This window comes from Paenibacillus sp. FSL R5-0473 (assembly GCF_038004565.1).
In the GTDB taxonomy this organism is placed as follows: domain Bacteria; phylum Bacillota; class Bacilli; order Paenibacillales; family Paenibacillaceae; genus Paenibacillus; species Paenibacillus amylolyticus.
Map to the genome: position 1 here is coordinate 2,677,027 of NZ_JBBORL010000001.1, position 19,115 is coordinate 2,696,141.

Sequence of the window (19,115 nt, forward strand, 5' to 3'; positions counted from 1 at the left end):
AATGTGGTACAGGTTGTTCCCTTCGTTATGACATAATAATGTGTATATAGATCACCCTACAGGTGGCAATAATAAACATTAGAAAGGATTTGAACATGACATGGAATATACTAAACTTGGTAATACAGGCTTGGACGTATCTCGATTTTGCCTAGGATGTATGGGATTTGGGGATGCCAGTAAATGGGTTCATGAATGGGTACTGAATGAAGAAAATTCTCGCCCGGTGATAAAGAAAGCGCTGGATCTAGGCATTAATTTCTTCGATACAGCGAATGTATACTCTCTGGGTACAAGCGAGGAGTATCTTGGTCGGGCGTTAAAAGATTATGCAAATCGGGATGAGGTTGTCATTGCTACCAAAGTACACGGACAAATGCATCAAGGACCCAACGGTTCTGGTCTTTCCAGAAAAGCCATCCTGAGTGAGATTGATAAAAGCCTGAAACGATTGGAAACCGATTATGTGGATCTCTATATCATTCATCGTTGGGACTACAATACGCCTATTGAAGAAACCATGGAAGCCTTACATGATGTGGTGAAGTCCGGTAAAGTGAGATATATTGGGGCTTCAGCCATGTTCGCTTGGCAGTTCCAAAAAGCATTACACGTAGCAGAGAAAAATGGTTGGACCAAGTTTGTCTCCATGCAAAACCACCTGAATCTCATCTACCGTGAAGAGGAACGAGAAATGTTGCCTTTATGCAAGGAAGAAAAGATTGGTGTGACTCCCTACAGTCCTCTTGCTTCAGGCAGGTTAACCCGTGACTGGTCCGTATCAACACTTCGATCCGAGACAGACAAAATTCAGAAATCCAAGTACAATGCGACAAGTGATGCGGATCGGCTTGTTGTTGAACGAGTTGCATCCATTGCAGAAAAATACGGTGTCCCTCGCACACACATTGCACTTGCCTGGTTGCTGCAAAAAGACACTGTAGCGGCACCAATTATCGGTGCCACCAAAATATCGCATCTGGAAGATGCGGTAGGTGCTCTTTCTGTTAAGTTGACCTCAGAAGACGTCTCATTCCTTGAAGAACCCTATGTACCTCACCCTGTAGTAGGTGCTCAATAATCGCTTTTGCTTAAAATATAGAAGACCTCCTCTTTCCGTATCCGGAAGTTGGGGGTCTTCTTTTTATATCGCGATTTATTTACGCCAGAATGTTGAACATTCTGCCTTATCCGCTATATTGAACTCAATCATTCTCTCAAGTAACGAAAAATCAATCTCCTGTTTCCACTTCATCCGCACCAACTCTTTGGTGTGATCATAACCCGCCTGTGTGATCTCTTCCGAAAAACGATTAATTCCTGCCTTCTCGGGAGCAACAGCCAAGTGTTGCTTGGATACACTAAAGCCAATAATAAAGGTCTCATGGTCGGTAAACATCGGTTGATTCCAGGCTATTTTTTGTTTTAAATTCGGGAATTTTTCAGTGACCCAGTTCAAAACTTCTTCCGTTCGTGCCTGGTGTTCCGGGTTATCGATGCGTGCTGTAAATTCTGCAAAGGTCTCCATTAGTTTCCCCCTATAACAAGAAATCTACTACTTATATTGTCCAATTCAATTTTATTCTATCATGAATATCAAATTCAAAAACCCTTATCTGCCGATAACTCAACAAAAAATGAGCAGCCTGCTAGACTTTAAATGTTTTCTTTTATCCAAGATCGCAACTGATCAGCATAAAAAGCGCGTTCATTTGGATCGGACGGAGAACCATTTGTCAGATAAAGTTGATCGTTCACGTATCTGGGGTAAACATGGAGATGATAATGCCACACATCTTGATTACCAGCAGGTTCATTATGTTGCCGTGTCGAAATCCCATCACATCCATATGTACTTTTCATTGCAAATGCTGTAAGCTGAGCCGCACGGTGAATTTCAACAGCGTAATCCGCAGGGAGTTCAAAGATGTTCTCGAAATGTTGATTCGGAACAATAAGAACATGTCCTTTATTGTTTGGCCACCATTTGCCCGCTATAAATGCCGTTACCATTTCATTCTGATAGATGATATCCCTTTGTTTTGTTCCCTGATCAGGTCGCTCGATACCCCAAATACGACAAAATGGACATTCGTACCCTTCAGGCTGATGTGAAAATGATACTGTCATCTTTCTCATTCCACTCCCTTCATGTTTACTTCACTAGTTATTAGACGCAGGTATCTTCTGTTCGTTGCGAAAAGAGCACGGGTTGTAGAATGATCAGCAATTAACAAACTGAAAAGCAAAAAGCAGCTGACCTTGGCGGCGGCTGCTTTCTACTATCTTTAACTATCACTATTGCACACTTCACAATTACATGGTGCTGATATCAATAACAAAGCGATATTTCACGTCGGAAGCCAGTACACGTTTGTATGCTTCGTCAATCTGATCGGCGGAGATGACCTCAATGTTAGGTGCAATATCATGTTCTGCACAGAAATCAAGCATTTCCTGTGTCTCACGAATGCCACCAATCATGGAACCCGCGAATGAACGGCGATGGCCGATGAGTGAGAATACGTTAACAGCTAAAGGCTCTGCAGGAGCACCCACGTTCACGAGTGTACCATCCAGTGTGAGCAGTGAGAAATAAGCGTTAATGTCAATATTCGCACTTACCGTGTTAATCATCAGATCAAATGTGCCTGCAAGTTTCTCGAATGTTTCCGGCTCGCTGGTGGCAAAGTAGTGATCTGCACCAAATTGTAGTCCATCTTCTTTTTTGCTCAAGGATTGGGAGAGAACCGTTACTTCCGCACCCATCGCATGTGCAATTTTGACAGTCATATGACCTAGACCACCCATACCTACAACGGCAACCTTCTTACCTGGGCCAGCTCCCCAGTGATGAAGTGGTGAATACGTCGTAATACCGGCACACAGCAAAGGTGCAGCAGCATCAAGTGCAATGTTATCAGGGATGCGCACGATGAAATCCTCTACGACAACAATGTGAGTTGAATATCCACCTTGCGTAGGCTCACCGTATTTGTCTACACCAGCGTAAGTAGGAATATTTCCTTTGAGACAGTATTGCTCTTCACCTTTGCGGCAGTTATCACACTCGCCACAAGAGTCAACCATACATCCGACTCCTACTCGATCACCGACTTTATATTTGGAGACCCCTGTTCCTACATCGGTTACAATCCCGGCAATCTCGTGTCCAGGAACAAGTGGATAATTCACAGGGCCCCATTCACCGTGGGCAGTATGGATGTCAGAATGGCAGATACCAGCATATTTAATCTCAATTAATACATCATTAGTATCCAGATCACGTCGTTTAATTTCAGCACTTCTGAATTGTTGGTCTGGTCCGTCAACGGCTCTGGCTTTAGCTATAATCAATGGGATAACCTCCTAGTAATTTAAAGTTCAAAATAATCTTACTCCCTCTAGTTAACTCTAGGTCAAATGTTTATCTTATTTTTTTATCTCCAACGTACTTTGACATCCAGTAATCCAACATGTTAGAATTCACTCGGATCAATCCTAGAGTTAACTCGAAGTCTACCCCAAGTAGAAAGGAATTTTATGAAAATGACCTATTCAATCGGTGAAGTTGCCAAAAAATTAGACCTTACGGTATATACATTGCGTTACTACGACAAGGAAGGACTCATGCCTTTTGTGGAACGTACCACGAGTGGAACACGTTTGTTCAAAGACTCCGACATTGACTTTCTAAAGATCATCCAATGTCTGAAGCTGACCGGCATGCCTATTAAAGACATTAAGGACTTTATTGAATGGTGCTCTGAAGGGGACTCCTCGCTGAAGCAAAGATATGACATGTTTACGGAGCGAAAAGCTATTGTGGAAGCACAAATGGAGGAACTAAGAAGAACCTTGGAAGTCATCGAGCACAAACGCTCCTACTACGAAACAGCTTTGAAGGCTGGGACCGAAGAGATTCATAAAATTAAACCGATGGAAAATGCCATCACCAATTGATGGTTCATACTTTCTATTTTCTAAAATTAGCGCACAAAAAAAGTAGCTTGAAGTCCTCTAACGGATTTCAAGCTACTTTTTTGGGTATGTCTCTACTCATCATTTTTCCAAAAGTTTCATCGTTACATGCATAATACGGTTTAATTTTTCCTTATCCGTCGAGGTTCTTGCCATGGCTCTGATGCCGACAGAAATATTGTGCAGGTACTCTGCCATTTCCTTCGCATCATGATCAGAAGAGAATTCCCCCTCCCGCTGCCCCCATTGAATGATTTGCTCAAACATCTGCTCTGCTTCATTAAATGAATCAAGAGATCGTGTATCCACGTCCGGATCGCGTGTACCAAGCTCTACGGCGGAGTTCACGATCAAGCATCCCGATGGCGTATCCTCTACTTCACTGATCATAACTTCGAAGATTTTATGCAGTGCTTCCACTGCCGTCTTGGATGCCTTGATTTCTGCAAGTAATGTGGTGCTGACCTTACCTCTGTAACGATCCATTGCCTGCAAAAATAGCGAATGTTTGTCGTCAAATGTATCATATATACTTCTGCGATGAATTCCCATATGCTCAACCAGGTCACTCATCGACGTCTTCTCGTAACCTTGTTCCCAGAAGATCTTCATTGCTTTATCCAATACTTCGTTCACTTCAAACTCTTTACTTCTAGCCATTCGACTTCCCTCCCAAAATCAATCTAACACATCGGGAACGATCAGTAAATAAAAGATGCAGAACCCTTTTCATTCTCATCTTATCATGTATTAGCTGAACCGTAAGTGTATATCTTCTGTACTTGTTGTATATCATGACCTGTGTACTTGTGATTATGTAACCAGCAATCAGAATGTCTTATCCATTCACATCAAATGTTTGCCTATTCCTATCCGTTTTCTACCGCCTTCGGTCAATATACGATAGAATGTGATTATTATGTTGTGAGGAAAAAAGGAGAACTTTGCATGTCTGATCAAATACATGAACAACAAAACGAATTAGCCACACTCATTGACCGTTATTCTGACAAGGACGGGGTACATCCTACGGCAATCCCTTCATTATTTCTTATCCGTGAATCGGTCGTTACTGAACCTATATTTAGAGTGAATGAACCATCCTTTTGCATTATCGTTCAGGGTGAAAAAGAGGTCCTGCTGGGACAGGATCGTTTCCGATATGGTCCAGGAAGTTATATCGTCGCAACCGTTGACTTGCCGGTTAGTGGACAAGTGATTCAAGCCTCGTCTGAGGCTCCCTATCTGGCCCTGAAACTTGAATTCACATCCAGTGAGATTCTGGAGGTATTGAACCATTCCGATTTCCCAGCAAGACCGCGGAAAACAACGAGACGTGCCATGTTTGTCAGCCAAGCTGAGCCTTCTCTGCTGGATGCAGTCGTCAGGTTAGCCCGTTTGTTGGAAGATCATTCGGAAGATATCCCTCTGCTCGCTCCTTTGTTCAAAAAGGAAATTCTCTATAAAGTTCTGAAAGGCCCACATGGGACTGCCCTGGAACAAGCTACCATGGAGGGCAGCCATACCTATCGAATCAGAGACGTTATTGAATATATTATGAATCACTCTGAGCAAAATTTTCGGGTTGAGGAATTGGCGAATTTGGCAAATATGAGTACTGCCTCGCTGCACAGACACTTTAAAGAAGTGACTGCCATGAGCCCAATTCAGTTTCAAAAACAACTTAGACTGCAAGAAGCTCGCCGCTTGTTATTATCCAAATCCACCGATGCAGCAGATGTAGCTTTTCAGGTAGGTTACGAGAGCCCTTCCCAATTCAGCCGTGAATATTCTCGCATGTTCGGATTTCCGCCCAGAGAAGATATTAAACGCTTGAGAGGCGGAAGCGATGAAACGACTACCATCTCTTGACTGGTTACTGGCTAATATCGCTCCTTTAGCTCGTCTAGTTTAACCTCAAAAAGGACTCCTTCTGTTTTGCCAGTCGGAGTCCTTCCCTTATTCATGTATTAATGAAGATCACTAAATCATTAACATTAAATTATCAATACATTAAAAACCAGTCGTATATTGTTTTGGAACTTCCGTTGTCTTGCGCAAAGCAGACGCAGCTTCCAAGGCCCAGTAAGGATTTCTTAACAGCCCTCTTCCGACCGCAACGAGATCGGCTTCTTCATTTCCGATGACTGCATTTGCCAATTTCGGGTCGTCCAGCCTTCCAACAGCAATCACAGGCACATCAAGAGCTTCTTTGATTGCTTTAGCGAGAGGTACTTGATAAGCTGCGTGAGTTCCTGGTCTGCCCGATGCACCAATAGGTCCCTCGCCACCAGATGAGATGTCAAATACGTCAACACCTGCCTCTTTATAAGCCTTGGCAAACTCGGAACTTTCGTTAATGCCATAGCCACCTTCGACGTATTCTTTGGCTGAAATACGCATCATCAAGGGCATATCCTCGGGCATCTCTGCCTTTGCAGCCTGAATGATCTCCCGGCCAAATAAAGTTAAATCTTGACCATATTCGTCTTCTCGCTTGTTTGTTAGTGGAGAATGGAACTGATGAATCAGATATCCATGTGCCCCATGAAGCTCAATCGCATCAAAACCAGCTTTCACAGCACGAGCTACAGCACTCCGGAATTTTTCAACCATTCCTTTAACTTCATCCGTTGTGAGCGCTCTAGGTTGCTTGGAATTCTCATCAAAGGCGATCGCGGATGGAGCAACTGGAACTTCGGCATCTTCTGCTTTGCGGCCCGCATGAGCAATCTGAATGCCAACCTTGGCACCATAACTGTGACACGCATCTACGATCCGCTTCAGAGCCGGGATCTGTTCATCTGACCATAACCCAAGATCATAATCTGAGATTCGGCCATCCGGCTCCACATCTGTCATTTCAATGATAATGAGACCTGTTCCTCCCACGGCACGACTAACGTAGTGCATATAATGCCAATCTGTTGCAATACCATCTTTTTGCTCAACTGAATATTGGCACATTGGAGCCATTACGACACGGTTTTTAAGCTCTAGGCTTTTAAAAGAATATGGACTAAACAAATCTGTCATCAAAATAAAACTCCCCTTTTCATGAATCATGAATAATAAAATGCATGCGCAAGCATCAAATTAATGCCTACAATTAATAACTCCGTATGATTTAGAACTCACATTTATCTTTTACTTCATTACATAAATACATTCAAATCCATGCTTTCGCAAAATACGAACAGCCTTTTTGGATTGAAGCATACCAGGTGACATTATAATTACGTTATCTTCTCGAAGAAGGTATTTTTCCCATGTGAAAGCAAGGCGTCCCAATGAGATGTTAATCGTATCCGGAGTAGGATTAGCCAAATAATCCGTCGCATCTCGAATATCAATCACTTTATACTGCCGAAAATCACGCTCTTGTCTGAGAAATACTTGATAATCTATATATTCAAGATTGCGTACTGGCCAAAATTGACGTACAACGATGAAGATACCTAATATGAAGGTCAAAAGCATCAACATAATCATTGTATAGCCCTCTCTTAACTCATCAGATATCGTCGAAAATTTTGTTTTGGATCAAAGCCCACTCAATGCCTCAGATATTGTATCCTCACCAGCGATTAGATCAAATGAACGCTTGTAGGTATTCTTCTCACTCAAACTGGCCAAAATCACATGAGCTACATCTTCACGAGCAATGTTACCGGTTGTGATATTCTCAGCAGCAGTAACTTTACCTGTTCCAGGTTCATTCATTAGAATCCCTGGACGTATAATGGTATATGTTAATCCACTGATCTCTAACAATCTATCAGCATAGTGTTTCGCTGCATAATATGGAAGGATGTTATCATGCCAGTTCTCACGATTATTGGCTTGGATCGCACTCACCATGATAAATCGATCAATACCCGCTTTTTGAGCCGCTTCAATGGTTTTCCCGGCACCATCCAGATCAATCAGGAGTGTTTTATTATATCCCGTTGTACCGCCAGAACCAGCTGCAAATACAATGGCATCACAACCCGTTACAGCAGCTACAAGTGAGTCAACCGTACCTTCCAAGTCGGCAAGCACCGTTTCCACACCCTGTGCTGCAAATGAATCTACCTGTTCTTGTTTTCGTACCATGGCAAGAACGGTGTGTTCTTCACTATTCTTCAAAAGATGAATAAGTTGTTGACCAGTCTGTCCATTAGATCCCACGACGAACACCCTCATGTTCAATACCTCCTTTATACAAAATCACCGCATCCATATTAAATTCATGCGCATGCATTTAATTTAACGGATATATTAATGAGTGTCAAGTCTTCTTATAGGGTAAATGACTACATTACCCTATATTCACCCTAGCCTTAGAACAATTCTTTAGTGAGGTTCTCTAATCGAGTCTCAAATCCATCCTGTTCCAATTCAGTTTGCAAGACCTGATTAAACGTTTGAAGTGCTTTCTTATATTTATTCTCTCCAAGCTCCGTAATTCGAGTGTAAATGCCACGCCGGTCATCTTCACATGCATGTCTTTCCAGAGCCCCACAGTCTTTGGCTTCCATCCTAACGACGAGCCTGGAAGTAGCACTTTGGCTCAACCCCACTAGTTCTTGAAGTTGCTGTAGGCGTAATTCCTTACCCTCCGCATTATATATGAAGTTTAACACATAAAATTCCTTCAAAGATAAGTCATATTGTTGAAGCAGAGCTTGTTCCAGCTTCTCGTTCAGATGGGTATGAATGTTAGAGAAAGCCAACCAAACATTCAAACGTTCACTCTTTTGCTGCAATCTAGATCACCCCACTTGATATTTAATGTTCATCAGCTGTTATCCTATTGTATCAAGCTTAATTACATTGGTCAAAACCCATCCAAGTTCGACGTATATAACATCCTAAGCTCATAAGAAGAGCATTTCCCCGTCTTGTACCGACGTTTAGAAATGCTCCAGTATTACCATTTATGCAGTCTAATCTTACTTCGCGGTAAGCAGGCTATCGGAAATAAATTGAAGCTGACCTTCCAACGTTAACGGATCGTTGTACGAGTCTGAAGTCGGATCAAGCTGGAACACATGATTTGCCTTCACCGCAGGCAAGTTCTTCCATAATGTATTGTCATATACGATCTTGGGATCGGTTGTATCTCCCGACCACGGGCTGGTGAAGATGATATCCCCCGCATACTCCGGTAATAGTTCCATGGAGATTGAAGCCCATCCAGTTCCGCTGTCAATCGCTTCAGCTTGGGCCTTGGCTGGTGCCTTGAGATCAAACTCCCCGTAAATAATTTCACCACCTCGACCATAGTTATGACCGAATACAAATAATCCTTTGGCGTATGGATTCAGTATGGAAACGGTACGATCGCCTACAGCTTCCTGAACCTTGGGCTTCAGTTCGTTGATCTTCGCTTCCCATTTAGCATTCCAAGCTTTCGCTGCGTCTTCTCTATTGGTGAGCTTACCCATTTCAAGCATTAGATCCTTGAAATTGCGCTTACCATATGCAATCTGTACAACAGGCGCAATCTGCTCCAGCTTGTCGATGCCCTCTGTTCCAGTGTACACGATAAATAAGTCAGGTTTTAAACTGATTAGTTTCTCTGGTGTAGGCTCTTGACCCAGATCACTGGTGCCCGCTGCTGCAAGTTGATCCTTGATATATTTGTTGTTCATCGCTCCTGATAAAGCGCCGACTACCGGTGCATCCAAGGCAACAAAGTAGCCTGTCGAAAATGATGTCAAATCAATAATACGCTTAGGATTCTTCGGTACCTGTACTTCGCCTGCATCCGATTGATATGTAACAAGTTCCTCTTCGGCAGTTGCCGCTTTATCAGCGGAAGAAGCTGAATCCGCGTCCGTCTTGGTTTCTGTCTCCGTAGCCGCATTCGTGCTGTCCCCGTTTGTACTATTGGTCGTAGCAGACTGACCACATGCACTAAGTACAATCAGCAAGATAAGTGCCATCATGATCCATATTGATTTTATCTGTTTACGCAAAATAAACCCACCTTTTCGTTGATATTGATAATCGTTATCAACGATATCATGCTATGCAGGATTTGACAAGCTATGTTTATTTCACCCCTCTATGAACTCTAACTTGCAAGTCACCAAGTTAAACAGCTATCATCAATAGAGTAAACCATTCACTTTTTTTTAAAAAAGAGAGTTTTGAAAAGCCAATGAAACGTATTTAAGGAGGACAACATGGAAGAGATTATATTGTGGTTAAAGTATTTGTTTTTAGGAATTGTTCAAGGTGCGACGGAGCCAATCCCCGTCTCCTCAAGCGGTCATCTGATCATCGCCCAGAAACTTATGGGCATCAAGCAGAATGGATTGTCATTTGAGATTTTAACAAACACAGCATCACTTATCGCTATTATTTTTATTTTCCGGGAAGATATCAAAAAGTTGATTATTGGTGCATTAGGTTACCTGCGTACTCGTAAAGAAGAATATCGAGCAGACTTCATGTTTTGCTTATACATAATTATTGGTACGATTCCTGCTGCAGTCGTTGCGGTCCTGTTCAAGGATCGGATTGAAGAAATCTTCTCGTCCGTATATACCGTTTCCATCGCACTATTAATCACCGGGGTTGCCTTGTGGCTTATTCGTAATCTTCGTGGGCGCAAGCAAGACGGTGATCTGTCTACGAAAGATGCATTGTTGGTAGGTCTGGCTCAGGCGGTCGCTCTTATTCCGGGGATTAGCCGCTCAGGGGCAACTGTAATTGCGTCCATCGCTGTTGGCATGAAACAGGAAACGGCTTTGAAGTTCTCCTTTATGCTGTACATTCCCATAAGTATTGGTGGACTCATTATGGGGGTATCCGACATTGCCAATGATCCGAATCGATCACAACTGGCTATCCCTTATCTGATCGCATTCATCACGACACTCTTTGTCACGTATTTCTCCATGAGATGGTTTATGGGCATTATGGCCAAAGGCAATCTGAAATACTTTTCGTATTACTGTTTTGCTGCAGGAACATTGTTACTGATCTTCTTATAAAAAATAGTCCACACACCAAAAGGAACAACCAGCGATGGTTGTTCCTTTGTTGTATAGTGGCAGAACCTTAATGACCTATAGCAAGAGCTAGACGGTCAGACGCGTAGCCTTGTTGCTTCTGTTAACCAGCTCTGTTGCCGCGTACATGACACTGAACAGAATCAGCAGGATCAGGGGTACCATTGACATTCCCCATTGGCTGGCTAGGAGTCCCATACCTAACGGGATGAGTGTTGAACCTGTATAGGCACTGGCCATTTCAAGTCCAATTACACTTGGGGATGCCTTCTCACCGAAGCGTTCCGGTGTCGCATGAACAATACTCGGATAGATCGGTGCTCCGCCCAATCCCACGATAAATAAAGCCCCTGCGGCAATCCAGTAAGGAATCGGCATAACCAGGATAACTAATCCGAAGCATCCGACGATTCCACCATATCTGATGAGATTTTTGCTGGATACATGAGTCGAAAGAAAACCTGAGATTACACGTCCCAAGATAATGCCAATGAAAAATAGAGAGGATAGTGCTGCGGCAGTACCTGGAGAAACTCCTTTGCTAACAATGAAGAAAGAAGCCATCCACAGACCGGCAGCAGTTTCGGAACCGTTGTAACAGAGCATCGCAAGCATCGACATTTTCACGCCGGGGATACGTATGGCCTCACGGTTGCTTACGCGTTTCTTCTCATCACCTGAACCCTCTACTCTTCCCTTCTCAAAAATCTTCCATAGAGACAAAGTTGATAATAAGACCACCACGATCCCAAGCAAAATCAACCCCACAGTAACGTATCCTGCACGCCAGTTGTTTGCTTGATTCAGCCAATATGCCATAACGAGTGGGCCTGTCACTGCGCCAATTCCCCAGAAACAATGCAACCAGTTCATATGCTTGGCCTTGAAATGCAATGCTACATAATTACTTAGTGCCGCATCCACCGAACCTGCACCCAGACCGAGAGGGATCGCCAGAATCAGTAAAAACACAAAATTCTCAGAGAATGAGAATCCCAACAGCGCGATCGTTGTTGAGAGGATACTGAATACTGTGACTTTACCCGTTCCGAACCGGTGCAACAATCGACTGGCGGACAGACTGGACACTACTGTACTAAATGAAATGATTAGCGATATGTAACCAGCCATTTCTGTTGTCGCATGTATATCGTTTTTCATAACGGACCAGGCACTACCAAGTAAAGCATCAGGTAATCCCAGCCCTATAAATGCGAGATAAATAATGATTAACAATAACGTGACCATCTGGGTGTCTCTCCTCAGTTTGTTTAATTTCTGATTCTCGTCGAACCACCCATATAATAATATTGATATTTTTATCTGTAATCTTCCTATATTTTGACTCCTTATATCAGTATTCTGATATATTCTGGTGACTTATTACCTATATCACTGGTTCAGGATAGGTATTTCTCCAAGCAAATTCTTCAAGTTAATGGCATCCCACGGCATATGCTCAGTTATTCCTAATCCAACTACATCTGTTTCTTCAGACAGTTCTTTGATCAGATGAAGCAAGTGAGGTAATTGCATGGTTCCCGCTGGTGAAAACTCATAAGGTTCTCCTGGCTTGGCGAATAACAATGAACGGAACATGTTGGGATCAAGCACATCCAGATCAAGATGAATTGCCAGGTGTTTGAACCCAGTCTCTTTAATCCACTTCTTAATCGAATCCATGCCATGGGTTAATTCTTCAGTTCCAGCCGTTCGGATACCCAATCTTTGAATTACTTCGGTTTCCTGTTCCGTGGGGGTTGTCAACCCGGCCATGAAGACATGTTCGGGCTTCAAGGGGACACTCACATGTTTAGCAAACTCCGGATCGCCTTCCCCAAGAAGGTTCCCAAGCGGTAAAGTATGACCGTTGTCATAGCCCTCGTATCTAACCAGATCACCATGTGCATCAATCCATATCAAACCAAGTTCTCCGCCATATCGTTCATTTAAATAAGCAAACGGGGCTTGTTCAACCAAACAGTCACCGCCAAACATGACAATGCGATCGGGCTGGTGAGCTTGAATAATATGCTGGGCAGCCTGCAATTGCTGAAGTAGCTGTGCTCTGCCTTTTATCCCGTTCTCGCTTACCAGAGATGTTCCATCATAAGCGTCAACAGGAACATGAATGAGAGGTTGATCATTGTCAGGTGCAAGCCATGCAAGCAGCTCCGCTCCAAAAGAGTAGTTAGGATTATCTCCACCTTGCCATTGTGGCATAAGCAGACGTATTGTTTTTTGAGTCATCGTAAATCTCCTTTACTTCAAAGTAAGGTTAGTATAAACTGAGCCCAAACAAATAAATAGTACGGTCTTTTATGATAGGTACTACCCGGAAGGATAGTGTAAATGATGAGTATGGCTGAATACCACGGTAAAGTTAAAAACATTCAAGATACCCCTTTTGGATATACGTTGTCTGTCATTGGTGGTAAATGGAAAATGGTGATTTTGTATCTTCTGGCAGAAAACCCACCTGTCCGTTTCAATGAACTAAAAAGACAGATCGGCGCTATCACGTATAAAACGCTGAGTTCACAGCTCAAAGAATTAGAAGCAGATGGTATGGTCGAACGGAAAGAGTATCCCCAAGTCCCTCCTAAAGTCGAGTACCGTCTGACAGCCAAAGCTGAAACGTTATTGCCCGTTTTGGAAGGACTATGCGAATGGGGTGTCCAACATCAAGAACCTTCGATCAATAATAGCGCAACGGATTGAACGCTTTTGTCTATATTTTCAGATGAGATAATTGGAGTAAATTCAGTATGTTAAAATGCAAAAAGTCGCCAATAGGCGACTTTTTTACTTTTATCTTGTGTTCCTCTGTACGTTCAGCAAAAAAAGCTGTGATTCGTAGAATTATACTTTTTCGTGTACCAGATCTTTCTGATAGGCCAACACTCTGTCCCAATTGCCACTGAAAACAGGAATTCGATAATACCCTACACGCTCATACAGCGCTACAGCTTCTGGTTGCAATGGACCTGTTTGCAGTTTCAGATTGGTATAACCAAGTTCGTTCGCAAGACGCTCTGCCTCGGCCAATATAGCCTGGGCAATCCCCTTACGGCGGTAACCATTGCGTGTATACATGCGTTTAACTTCTACAGATGTTTCATCAAGGGGTCTAAGTGCTCCGCAACCAACCGGATACCCGTCGATCCTGGCAACGATAAAAGCCGCACGGGGCACCTCAACGTCTGACAGTTGAAATCCTGCAGTTCCATCACCACCATATAACAAACCGAGTTCTTCACTCAGTTCCTTGATCAATAGTAGCGAATCCTCGCTCCGAATATCTTCAGCTGCTGCATGCACGATATGTGTCATCCCACATACCCCCTTTATCTTATTGGACTTATTGGTTTAAATGATATATCTAAATTATCATTCCCAACACCAAGCGTCAATTCCCCCATTCATTGAATATTTCTATAAGCAACCGAACGTATCTTTTTGCAGTCTTTATTCGTTTACATAAGAAATATAACGAGCAACGATGTATATGAAATTCAACTCTCGGAGGTCTGATATTATGGAAATTTCAAAGGGAATAACGATGCTTCAGCTTGATTTTGAGGGGAATATAATTCACCCTGTGCTGATATGGGATGAAGAAATGGTTGTGTTAATTGATACCGGATTCCCTGGACAATATGACGATTTGTGTATCGCACTCGAAAAGATTGGTGTGCCGATCAGCCGACTTAAAGCAGTGATTTTGACGCATCAGGATGTGGACCATATCGGGTGTCTTCCCGAGATTTTGCAGGAGTGTGGCTCACAATTCAAGATATATGCGCATGAGCTGGATAAGCCATATATTGAGGGGCAGCTCCCTCTTCTGAAAGACAGTCACCTCGAGCATCCTCCAATGGGCAAAGTAGATGAAACGGTTACTGATGGTCAGGAACTGCCGTTTTGCGGCGGAATTCGCGTTATTCATACACCTGGTCATACGCCAGGTCATATCAGTCTATATTTGATGGACAGCAAGACGCTCATCGCCGGAGATTCAATGTACAGTGTAGACGGCATGCTTGGAGGCATTCATGAAGCTACTACGCTGGATACAGAGACAGCTCGATTCTCTTTGAAAAAGTATATCGAACTCGACATTACATCTGTGGTTTGTTATCACGGTGGACTAAGTCATAGGAATATAAATGAACAGATCTCAGAGCTATATAAAATGAACTAACGAATATTTACACTGGACACTCCGATGACAGAACAACCTTCCGATCGCTGTTATCCCCAGATTTTTTTATTCCGTCTTTAAAAGGGGAAATCCGAGGATAGCGCATGCTTCCGATGTAGCTTTCTTGCAGAAAGCTTGTAGGCGAACGCTCTGCTTCTTAATAATATTTCAATTGGTTGTTTAGCGAATAAATCCTGTATATGCCACTATAATTATCTATAATTATGCATAGTCTTCCTATTGTTTGGCATACTGCAAAATGGCTGTAGCCGCACGGATTCGCAGCTCTTCTTCTTCACTGTGTAACGCTTCTCTCAGCACATTAAGAGCTGTTTGAATCGTGGCTTCATCTACCCCTGTTGAGAGAGAGTTCGTTGCTTCGGCTGTTATGCTGACTGCAAGACCTCGATCCAGCTGTGCTTGTGATATAGGATACTCAAATTTCGCAAGGATGGCTGAATCATTTTGCAGTGCCTGCACTCTGTCATTCAGCTCAGCGAGAGGAATACGACCCAACCATGTAACTCCCCGACGGTGATAGATCAAGTCGTTTTCTGTGCCAGCGGAATCGTCGTAATAATAATCCCCGATATCCCCAACATACGTCCATTCATCATCGCTAATTAATACATAATCTCCATCCTGCATGAGGTTACCAAACATATGTAGTGTCGCGAGTGTGCTCGCCAATTCTGCTTCATCCAAGGGATAGTGTTGAACCAACTGTTCCTTCCATAGCTCCGGAGGCGTTTGCTCTAGATCCCCTGTACCTGACCAAGCAATACCAATATAATTGTCTTCCAAAAAGGATGTTACCCTGTTGATTCCGTGCACGGTGGACTGGATATGATACAGATTCATGCGTACCGCCTTCCTTTCAATCATTCGTATGAACATAGCTCACCATTGTAACATTAGTGGGGTCTATTTCAAACGTAATAATCTCTTTCCCATATGGCGGGTTATGTGGACCGTAAAACGTTCTGACTTCCAGAACCGTTCGAAAATTATAACCACCTTTTGTGCGCCTTTTAAGTTCCAATACATGGATATCATATAGCCCATAGCTAGGGACCGGCATATGATTTGCCTGATAATAGTTGGTAATCTCATGGTAAATGTATGGGTTGAGCATCGTAAGTGCTAATGGCTTATAGTTTCCTTCCTGTTCGCTCTCAGGATCTGCATATGTAACATCTGTGTATAGGGAAATACTATTTATCATTAATGTTGTTGCAAGTATAAAGTGAAAAAGACGTTTCTGATTTCCCATACTCATCAACCTTTTTTAATTTATATTATTCCGAGTGAATGCAAAAGCATACAAAATATGATTATGATCTATTATTTATGCTTAGCTGAGTGGAAGGTTATTCTGTCATCGGAGTGGCAAGTGTAAATACTTGTTAGTTCAATTTATATAGCGTGCACCTTTTGATATAGCCCTAGGCTATAACTAGGTATAATTTAATGGAATTACATTATAACTCCGGATCTGTGATAAATTTTGTGTAACATAAAAGCAGAGGGGTTTTAAACGATGACAAAAAGTAGTGTATTGGGATATCCGCGTATTGGTGCTGATCGGGAATGGAAGAAAGCATTGGAAGCGTTCTGGGCAGGTAAGCTGGAGGAAACAGAATTTCATGCACGTTTGCAAGAGATCCGCATCGATCATTTGCGCAAGCAACAAGCAAAAGGCATCGACATCATTCCGGTGAATGACTTTAGCTATTATGATCATATCCTGGATACGGCTGTGATGTTTGGCATTATCCCTAAACGATTTGCTTATGATGGTGGCTCGGTTCCGTTGTCCGTATATTATGGCATTGCACGGGGAACGAAAGATGCCGCAGCAAGTGAAATGACAAAATGGTTCAACACGAACTATCACTACATTGTACCTGAACTGGACGGAGCTTCCCCAACTCTGACGGAGAACAAACCACTTCTCGCTTATCGTGAAGCAAAAGAAAAACTCGGCATTGAAGGCAAGCCGGTTATCGTTGGACCGTTAACCTTCCTAAAGCTCTCCAAAGGCTATGATAAATCCGAGACAGACGCTTGGTTGGACCGCTTGCTTCCACTTTACACTCAATTGCTTCAAGAACTTGCGAGCGAAGGCGTTCAGTGGGTGCAGGTCGACGAACCTATTCTGGTAACCAAATTAAGCGATGAAGACGTACAGCGTCTGAATAAAATATATGAAACATTTGCAGCAGCCGTTCCAGGCCTGAATATCATGCTGCAAACATACTTTGAATCTGTCGAAAACTACAACGACATTGTTGCACTGCCAGTTCAAGGTGTAGGACTTGATTTTGTACACGGACTCTCTGGTAACACACAATCTATTCGGACATCCGGTTTCCCGGCAGACAAAGTGCTCGGAGCAGGTATTATTGATGGACGTGGGATCTGGAAAGCTTCCCTACAAGCAAAACTGAACTTGCTGAATGAATTAACTGAGTTCGTGACGCCTGAACGTATCATCGTTCAATCATCATGCAGCCTGCTGCATGTGCCAGTAACGACAGACCGTGAGGCAAAACTGACATCTGAACTGAAGAATGCACTTGCATTTGCAGATGAAAAGCTGGAAGAGATTGTTCTTTTGACTACAGCCTTATCTTCACCAAGTGCAGAGATTACTGCCAAAATAGACGAAGCAGAGCTTCCTCTTCAAGCGCTTCAGCAATCCGAAGATCGAAACCGTACCGCTGTACAGAAAGCCGTTGCTTCCATCAGTGTTCAACAGCCGGAGCGCTCCCGTCCTTTTGCAGAGCGTCATGAAGCTCAACAGGCCAAATGGCAATTGCCACTCTTCCCGACAACAACGATTGGTAGTTTCCCTCAATCTGCTGAAGTCAGAAAAGCACGTCAGTTGTGGCGCAAGGGTGAGTTGAACAACGAACAGTATGCTGCCTTCATCCGGGAGCAGATTGATATCTGGATTAAGATTCAGGAAGAGATCGGAATTGACGTATTGGTACATGGTGAGTTTGAGCGTACCGACATGGTTGAATTCTTTGGTGAGAAACTGGCTGGTTTTGCCTTTACACAGTTTGGATGGGTACAATCGTATGGTTCACGTTGTGTGAAGCCACCTATTATCTTCGGTGATGTTGCATTTACGGGTGAAATGACAGTGGAAGAAACGAAATATGCCCAATCGCAGACAGAGCGCCCTGTTAAAGGCATGCTGACTGGCCCGATTACCATCATGAACTGGTCATTCGTACGCGAAGACATTGCTCGTGAGCAGATTGCCTATCAATTGGCGTATGCGTTGAGACAGGAAGTCGAAGCACTTGAACAGGCAGGCATTGGTATGATTCAGGTTGATGAGCCGGCTGTCCGTGAAGGGCTTCCGTTGAAAGAAAATGAACAAGCGGATTACCTGGCTTGGGCAGTTAAAGCGTTCCGTATCTCTACGTGCACGGTGCATGAAACGACTCAAATCCATACGCATATGTGCTATTGCGAATTCCATGACATGATTGATTCCATTGAAGCTATGGATGCGGATGTTATCTCCATTGAAACATCCCGTAGTCACGGTGAACTGATTCATAGCTTTGAAGAAAATACGTATGAGCTCGGTATCGGTCTTGGCGTATATGACATCCATAGCCCACGAGTTCCGAGTGTAGATGAAATGAGCAGCATGATTGAACGTGCCCTGCGTGTTCTTGATCCGAAGTTGTTCTGGATTAACCCGGACTGCGGATTAAAAACCCGTGGACAGGAAGAAACGGTAGCTTCTCTGCGTAACATGGTTGACGCAACCAGAATCGCTCGTAACAATCACGCTTCAGCTGCTGTATTGTAATCGACTGCGAAGCAGTATAGCTTCAAAAGTAAAGCCGGACACCCCTTCGTTAAATGGGTGTCCGGCTTTTTATGCTTTTATTATTGTA

21 protein-coding genes are annotated in these 19,115 nt (G+C 43.3%); 7 read left to right on the plus strand and 14 right to left on the minus strand.

What is annotated here, in order from left to right; genetic code table 11:
• Positions 1-100: 100 nt before the first annotated feature.
• Positions 101-1,081 carry an aldo/keto reductase gene (locus MKY28_RS11595; RefSeq protein WP_036608033.1) on the plus strand — a complete coding sequence of 327 codons (981 nt, stop codon included), beginning with the start codon at positions 101-103 and terminating at the stop codon, positions 1,079-1,081.
• 75 nt (positions 1,082-1,156) lie between these two features.
• Here MKY28_RS11595 and MKY28_RS11600 read toward each other — a convergent pair whose 3' ends face one another.
• From MKY28_RS11600 to MKY28_RS11610, 3 genes are all read right to left on the minus strand, one after another.
• A complete protein-coding gene (locus MKY28_RS11600; protein WP_036608035.1) occupies positions 1,157-1,528 on the minus strand; it encodes an iron chaperone in 372 nt (123 codons plus the stop codon).
• A 128-nt stretch (positions 1,529-1,656) separates the two neighbouring features.
• Positions 1,657-2,130 (minus strand): HIT family protein, encoded by a 474-nt coding sequence (locus MKY28_RS11605; RefSeq protein WP_340936021.1) that lies wholly within the window; start codon positions 2,128-2,130, stop codon positions 1,657-1,659.
• Between the two features lie 186 nt (positions 2,131-2,316).
• Positions 2,317-3,357, minus strand: coding sequence for an NAD(P)-dependent alcohol dehydrogenase (locus tag MKY28_RS11610; RefSeq protein WP_340936022.1), 1,041 nt, complete (start codon positions 3,355-3,357; stop codon positions 2,317-2,319).
• A gap of 192 nt (positions 3,358-3,549) precedes the next feature.
• On the opposite strand from MKY28_RS11610, the gene MKY28_RS11615 reads away from it, so the two are divergent.
• A complete protein-coding gene (locus MKY28_RS11615; protein ID WP_370739073.1) occupies positions 3,550-3,963 on the plus strand; it encodes a MerR family transcriptional regulator in 414 nt (137 codons plus the stop codon).
• Positions 3,964-4,062: 99 nt separating this feature from the next.
• Here the strand turns inward: MKY28_RS11615 and MKY28_RS11620 are convergent, their stop codons facing one another.
• Entirely contained in the window at positions 4,063-4,641 is a 579-nt protein-coding gene (locus MKY28_RS11620; RefSeq protein ID WP_340936023.1) for a TetR/AcrR family transcriptional regulator, read from the minus strand.
• A 288-nt stretch (positions 4,642-4,929) separates the two neighbouring features.
• On the opposite strand from MKY28_RS11620, the gene MKY28_RS11625 reads away from it, so the two are divergent.
• Positions 4,930-5,853, plus strand: a complete 924-nt coding sequence (locus tag MKY28_RS11625) for an AraC family transcriptional regulator (RefSeq protein ID WP_076317926.1) — start codon at positions 4,930-4,932, stop codon at positions 5,851-5,853.
• A gap of 141 nt (positions 5,854-5,994) precedes the next feature.
• On the opposite strand, the gene MKY28_RS11630 is transcribed toward MKY28_RS11625, so the two are convergent.
• From MKY28_RS11630 to MKY28_RS11650, 5 genes are all read right to left on the minus strand, one after another.
• Positions 5,995-7,017, minus strand: coding sequence for an NADH:flavin oxidoreductase/NADH oxidase (locus tag MKY28_RS11630; protein ID WP_076317927.1), 1,023 nt, complete (start codon positions 7,015-7,017; stop codon positions 5,995-5,997).
• 111 nt (positions 7,018-7,128) lie between these two features.
• Positions 7,129-7,473 (minus strand): rhodanese-like domain-containing protein, encoded by a 345-nt coding sequence (locus tag MKY28_RS11635; RefSeq protein WP_340936024.1) that lies wholly within the window; start codon positions 7,471-7,473, stop codon positions 7,129-7,131.
• A gap of 51 nt (positions 7,474-7,524) precedes the next feature.
• Entirely contained in the window at positions 7,525-8,169 is a 645-nt protein-coding gene (locus tag MKY28_RS11640; protein ID WP_340936025.1) for an SDR family oxidoreductase, read from the minus strand.
• Positions 8,170-8,306: 137 nt separating this feature from the next.
• The gene (locus tag MKY28_RS11645; protein WP_017688556.1) at positions 8,307-8,732 is read right to left on the minus strand and encodes a MarR family winged helix-turn-helix transcriptional regulator; all 426 of its coding nucleotides are present in this window, start codon (positions 8,730-8,732) and stop codon (positions 8,307-8,309) included.
• 186 nt (positions 8,733-8,918) lie between these two features.
• Positions 8,919-9,947: an ABC transporter substrate-binding protein gene (locus MKY28_RS11650; protein WP_340936026.1), complete on the minus strand. Its 1,029-nt coding sequence runs from the start codon at positions 9,945-9,947 to the stop codon at positions 8,919-8,921.
• 210 nt (positions 9,948-10,157) lie between these two features.
• On the opposite strand from MKY28_RS11650, the gene MKY28_RS11655 reads away from it, so the two are divergent.
• A complete protein-coding gene (locus tag MKY28_RS11655; protein ID WP_036608062.1) occupies positions 10,158-10,970 on the plus strand; it encodes an undecaprenyl-diphosphate phosphatase in 813 nt (270 codons plus the stop codon).
• A gap of 87 nt (positions 10,971-11,057) precedes the next feature.
• On the opposite strand, the gene MKY28_RS11660 is transcribed toward MKY28_RS11655, so the two are convergent.
• Positions 11,058-12,236 carry an MFS transporter gene (locus tag MKY28_RS11660; RefSeq protein ID WP_340936027.1) on the minus strand — a complete coding sequence of 393 codons (1,179 nt, stop codon included), beginning with the start codon at positions 12,234-12,236 and terminating at the stop codon, positions 11,058-11,060.
• A 144-nt stretch (positions 12,237-12,380) separates the two neighbouring features.
• Complete coding sequence (locus MKY28_RS11665; protein WP_100526191.1) at positions 12,381-13,238, minus strand: arginase family protein; 858 nt, start codon at positions 13,236-13,238, stop codon at positions 12,381-12,383.
• A gap of 105 nt (positions 13,239-13,343) precedes the next feature.
• Between MKY28_RS11665 and MKY28_RS11670 the strand changes: the two genes are divergently transcribed.
• Positions 13,344-13,709 (plus strand): winged helix-turn-helix transcriptional regulator, encoded by a 366-nt coding sequence (locus MKY28_RS11670; RefSeq protein ID WP_036608870.1) that lies wholly within the window; start codon positions 13,344-13,346, stop codon positions 13,707-13,709.
• 141 nt (positions 13,710-13,850) lie between these two features.
• On the opposite strand, the gene MKY28_RS11675 is transcribed toward MKY28_RS11670, so the two are convergent.
• Positions 13,851-14,321, minus strand: a complete 471-nt coding sequence (locus MKY28_RS11675) for a GNAT family N-acetyltransferase (protein WP_100526190.1) — start codon at positions 14,319-14,321, stop codon at positions 13,851-13,853.
• A gap of 205 nt (positions 14,322-14,526) precedes the next feature.
• Here MKY28_RS11675 and MKY28_RS11680 point away from each other — a divergent pair, with 205 nt between their 5' ends.
• On the plus strand, positions 14,527-15,192 hold the full coding sequence (locus MKY28_RS11680) for an MBL fold metallo-hydrolase (RefSeq protein ID WP_340936028.1): 666 nt from the start codon (positions 14,527-14,529) through the stop codon (positions 15,190-15,192).
• Positions 15,193-15,429: 237 nt separating this feature from the next.
• Here the strand turns inward: MKY28_RS11680 and MKY28_RS11685 are convergent, their stop codons facing one another.
• Both MKY28_RS11685 and MKY28_RS31715 read right to left on the minus strand, forming a co-directional pair.
• Positions 15,430-16,053, minus strand: coding sequence for a hypothetical protein (locus MKY28_RS11685; RefSeq protein ID WP_340936029.1), 624 nt, complete (start codon positions 16,051-16,053; stop codon positions 15,430-15,432).
• Positions 16,054-16,069: 16 nt separating this feature from the next.
• Positions 16,070-16,471 (minus strand): DUF3888 domain-containing protein, encoded by a 402-nt coding sequence (locus MKY28_RS31715; protein ID WP_445670895.1) that lies wholly within the window; start codon positions 16,469-16,471, stop codon positions 16,070-16,072.
• Between the two features lie 261 nt (positions 16,472-16,732).
• On the opposite strand from MKY28_RS31715, the gene metE reads away from it, so the two are divergent.
• Positions 16,733-19,027, plus strand: coding sequence for a 5-methyltetrahydropteroyltriglutamate--homocysteine S-methyltransferase (gene metE / locus MKY28_RS11690; protein ID WP_339199561.1), 2,295 nt, complete (start codon positions 16,733-16,735; stop codon positions 19,025-19,027).
• Positions 19,028-19,115 lie beyond the last annotated feature (88 nt).

Excerpts from the sequence above, each read along its gene's own strand:
- MKY28_RS11665 (WP_100526191.1), bottom strand. The coding sequence starts at position 13,238 with ATGACTCAAAAAACAATACGTCTGCTTATGCCACAATGGCAAGGTGGA.
- MKY28_RS11620 (WP_340936023.1), bottom strand. The coding sequence starts at position 4,641 with ATGGCTAGAAGTAAAGAGTTTGAAGTGAACGAAGTATTGGATAAAGCA.
- MKY28_RS11670 (WP_036608870.1), top strand. The coding sequence starts at position 13,344 with ATGAGTATGGCTGAATACCACGGTAAAGTTAAAAACATTCAAGATACC.
- MKY28_RS11615 (WP_370739073.1), top strand. The coding sequence starts at position 3,550 with ATGACCTATTCAATCGGTGAAGTTGCCAAAAAATTAGACCTTACGGTA.
- MKY28_RS11600 (WP_036608035.1), bottom strand. The coding sequence starts at position 1,528 with ATGGAGACCTTTGCAGAATTTACAGCACGCATCGATAACCCGGAACAC.
- MKY28_RS11685 (WP_340936029.1), bottom strand. The coding sequence starts at position 16,053 with ATGAATCTGTATCATATCCAGTCCACCGTGCACGGAATCAACAGGGTA.
- MKY28_RS11675 (WP_100526190.1), bottom strand. The coding sequence starts at position 14,321 with ATGACACATATCGTGCATGCAGCAGCTGAAGATATTCGGAGCGAGGAT.
- MKY28_RS11655 (WP_036608062.1), top strand. The coding sequence starts at position 10,158 with ATGGAAGAGATTATATTGTGGTTAAAGTATTTGTTTTTAGGAATTGTT.
- MKY28_RS11625 (WP_076317926.1), top strand. The coding sequence starts at position 4,930 with ATGTCTGATCAAATACATGAACAACAAAACGAATTAGCCACACTCATT.
- MKY28_RS11630 (WP_076317927.1), bottom strand. The coding sequence starts at position 7,017 with ATGACAGATTTGTTTAGTCCATATTCTTTTAAAAGCCTAGAGCTTAAA.
- MKY28_RS11680 (WP_340936028.1), top strand. The coding sequence starts at position 14,527 with ATGGAAATTTCAAAGGGAATAACGATGCTTCAGCTTGATTTTGAGGGG.
- MKY28_RS11660 (WP_340936027.1), bottom strand. The coding sequence starts at position 12,236 with ATGGTCACGTTATTGTTAATCATTATTTATCTCGCATTTATAGGGCTG.
- MKY28_RS11640 (WP_340936025.1), bottom strand. The coding sequence starts at position 8,169 with ATGAGGGTGTTCGTCGTGGGATCTAATGGACAGACTGGTCAACAACTT.
- MKY28_RS31715 (WP_445670895.1), bottom strand. The coding sequence starts at position 16,471 with ATGAGTATGGGAAATCAGAAACGTCTTTTTCACTTTATACTTGCAACA.
- MKY28_RS11595 (WP_036608033.1), top strand. The coding sequence starts at position 101 with ATGGAATATACTAAACTTGGTAATACAGGCTTGGACGTATCTCGATTT.
- metE (WP_339199561.1), top strand. The coding sequence starts at position 16,733 with ATGACAAAAAGTAGTGTATTGGGATATCCGCGTATTGGTGCTGATCGG.
- MKY28_RS11605 (WP_340936021.1), bottom strand. The coding sequence starts at position 2,130 with ATGACAGTATCATTTTCACATCAGCCTGAAGGGTACGAATGTCCATTT.
- MKY28_RS11635 (WP_340936024.1), bottom strand. The coding sequence starts at position 7,473 with ATGATTATGTTGATGCTTTTGACCTTCATATTAGGTATCTTCATCGTT.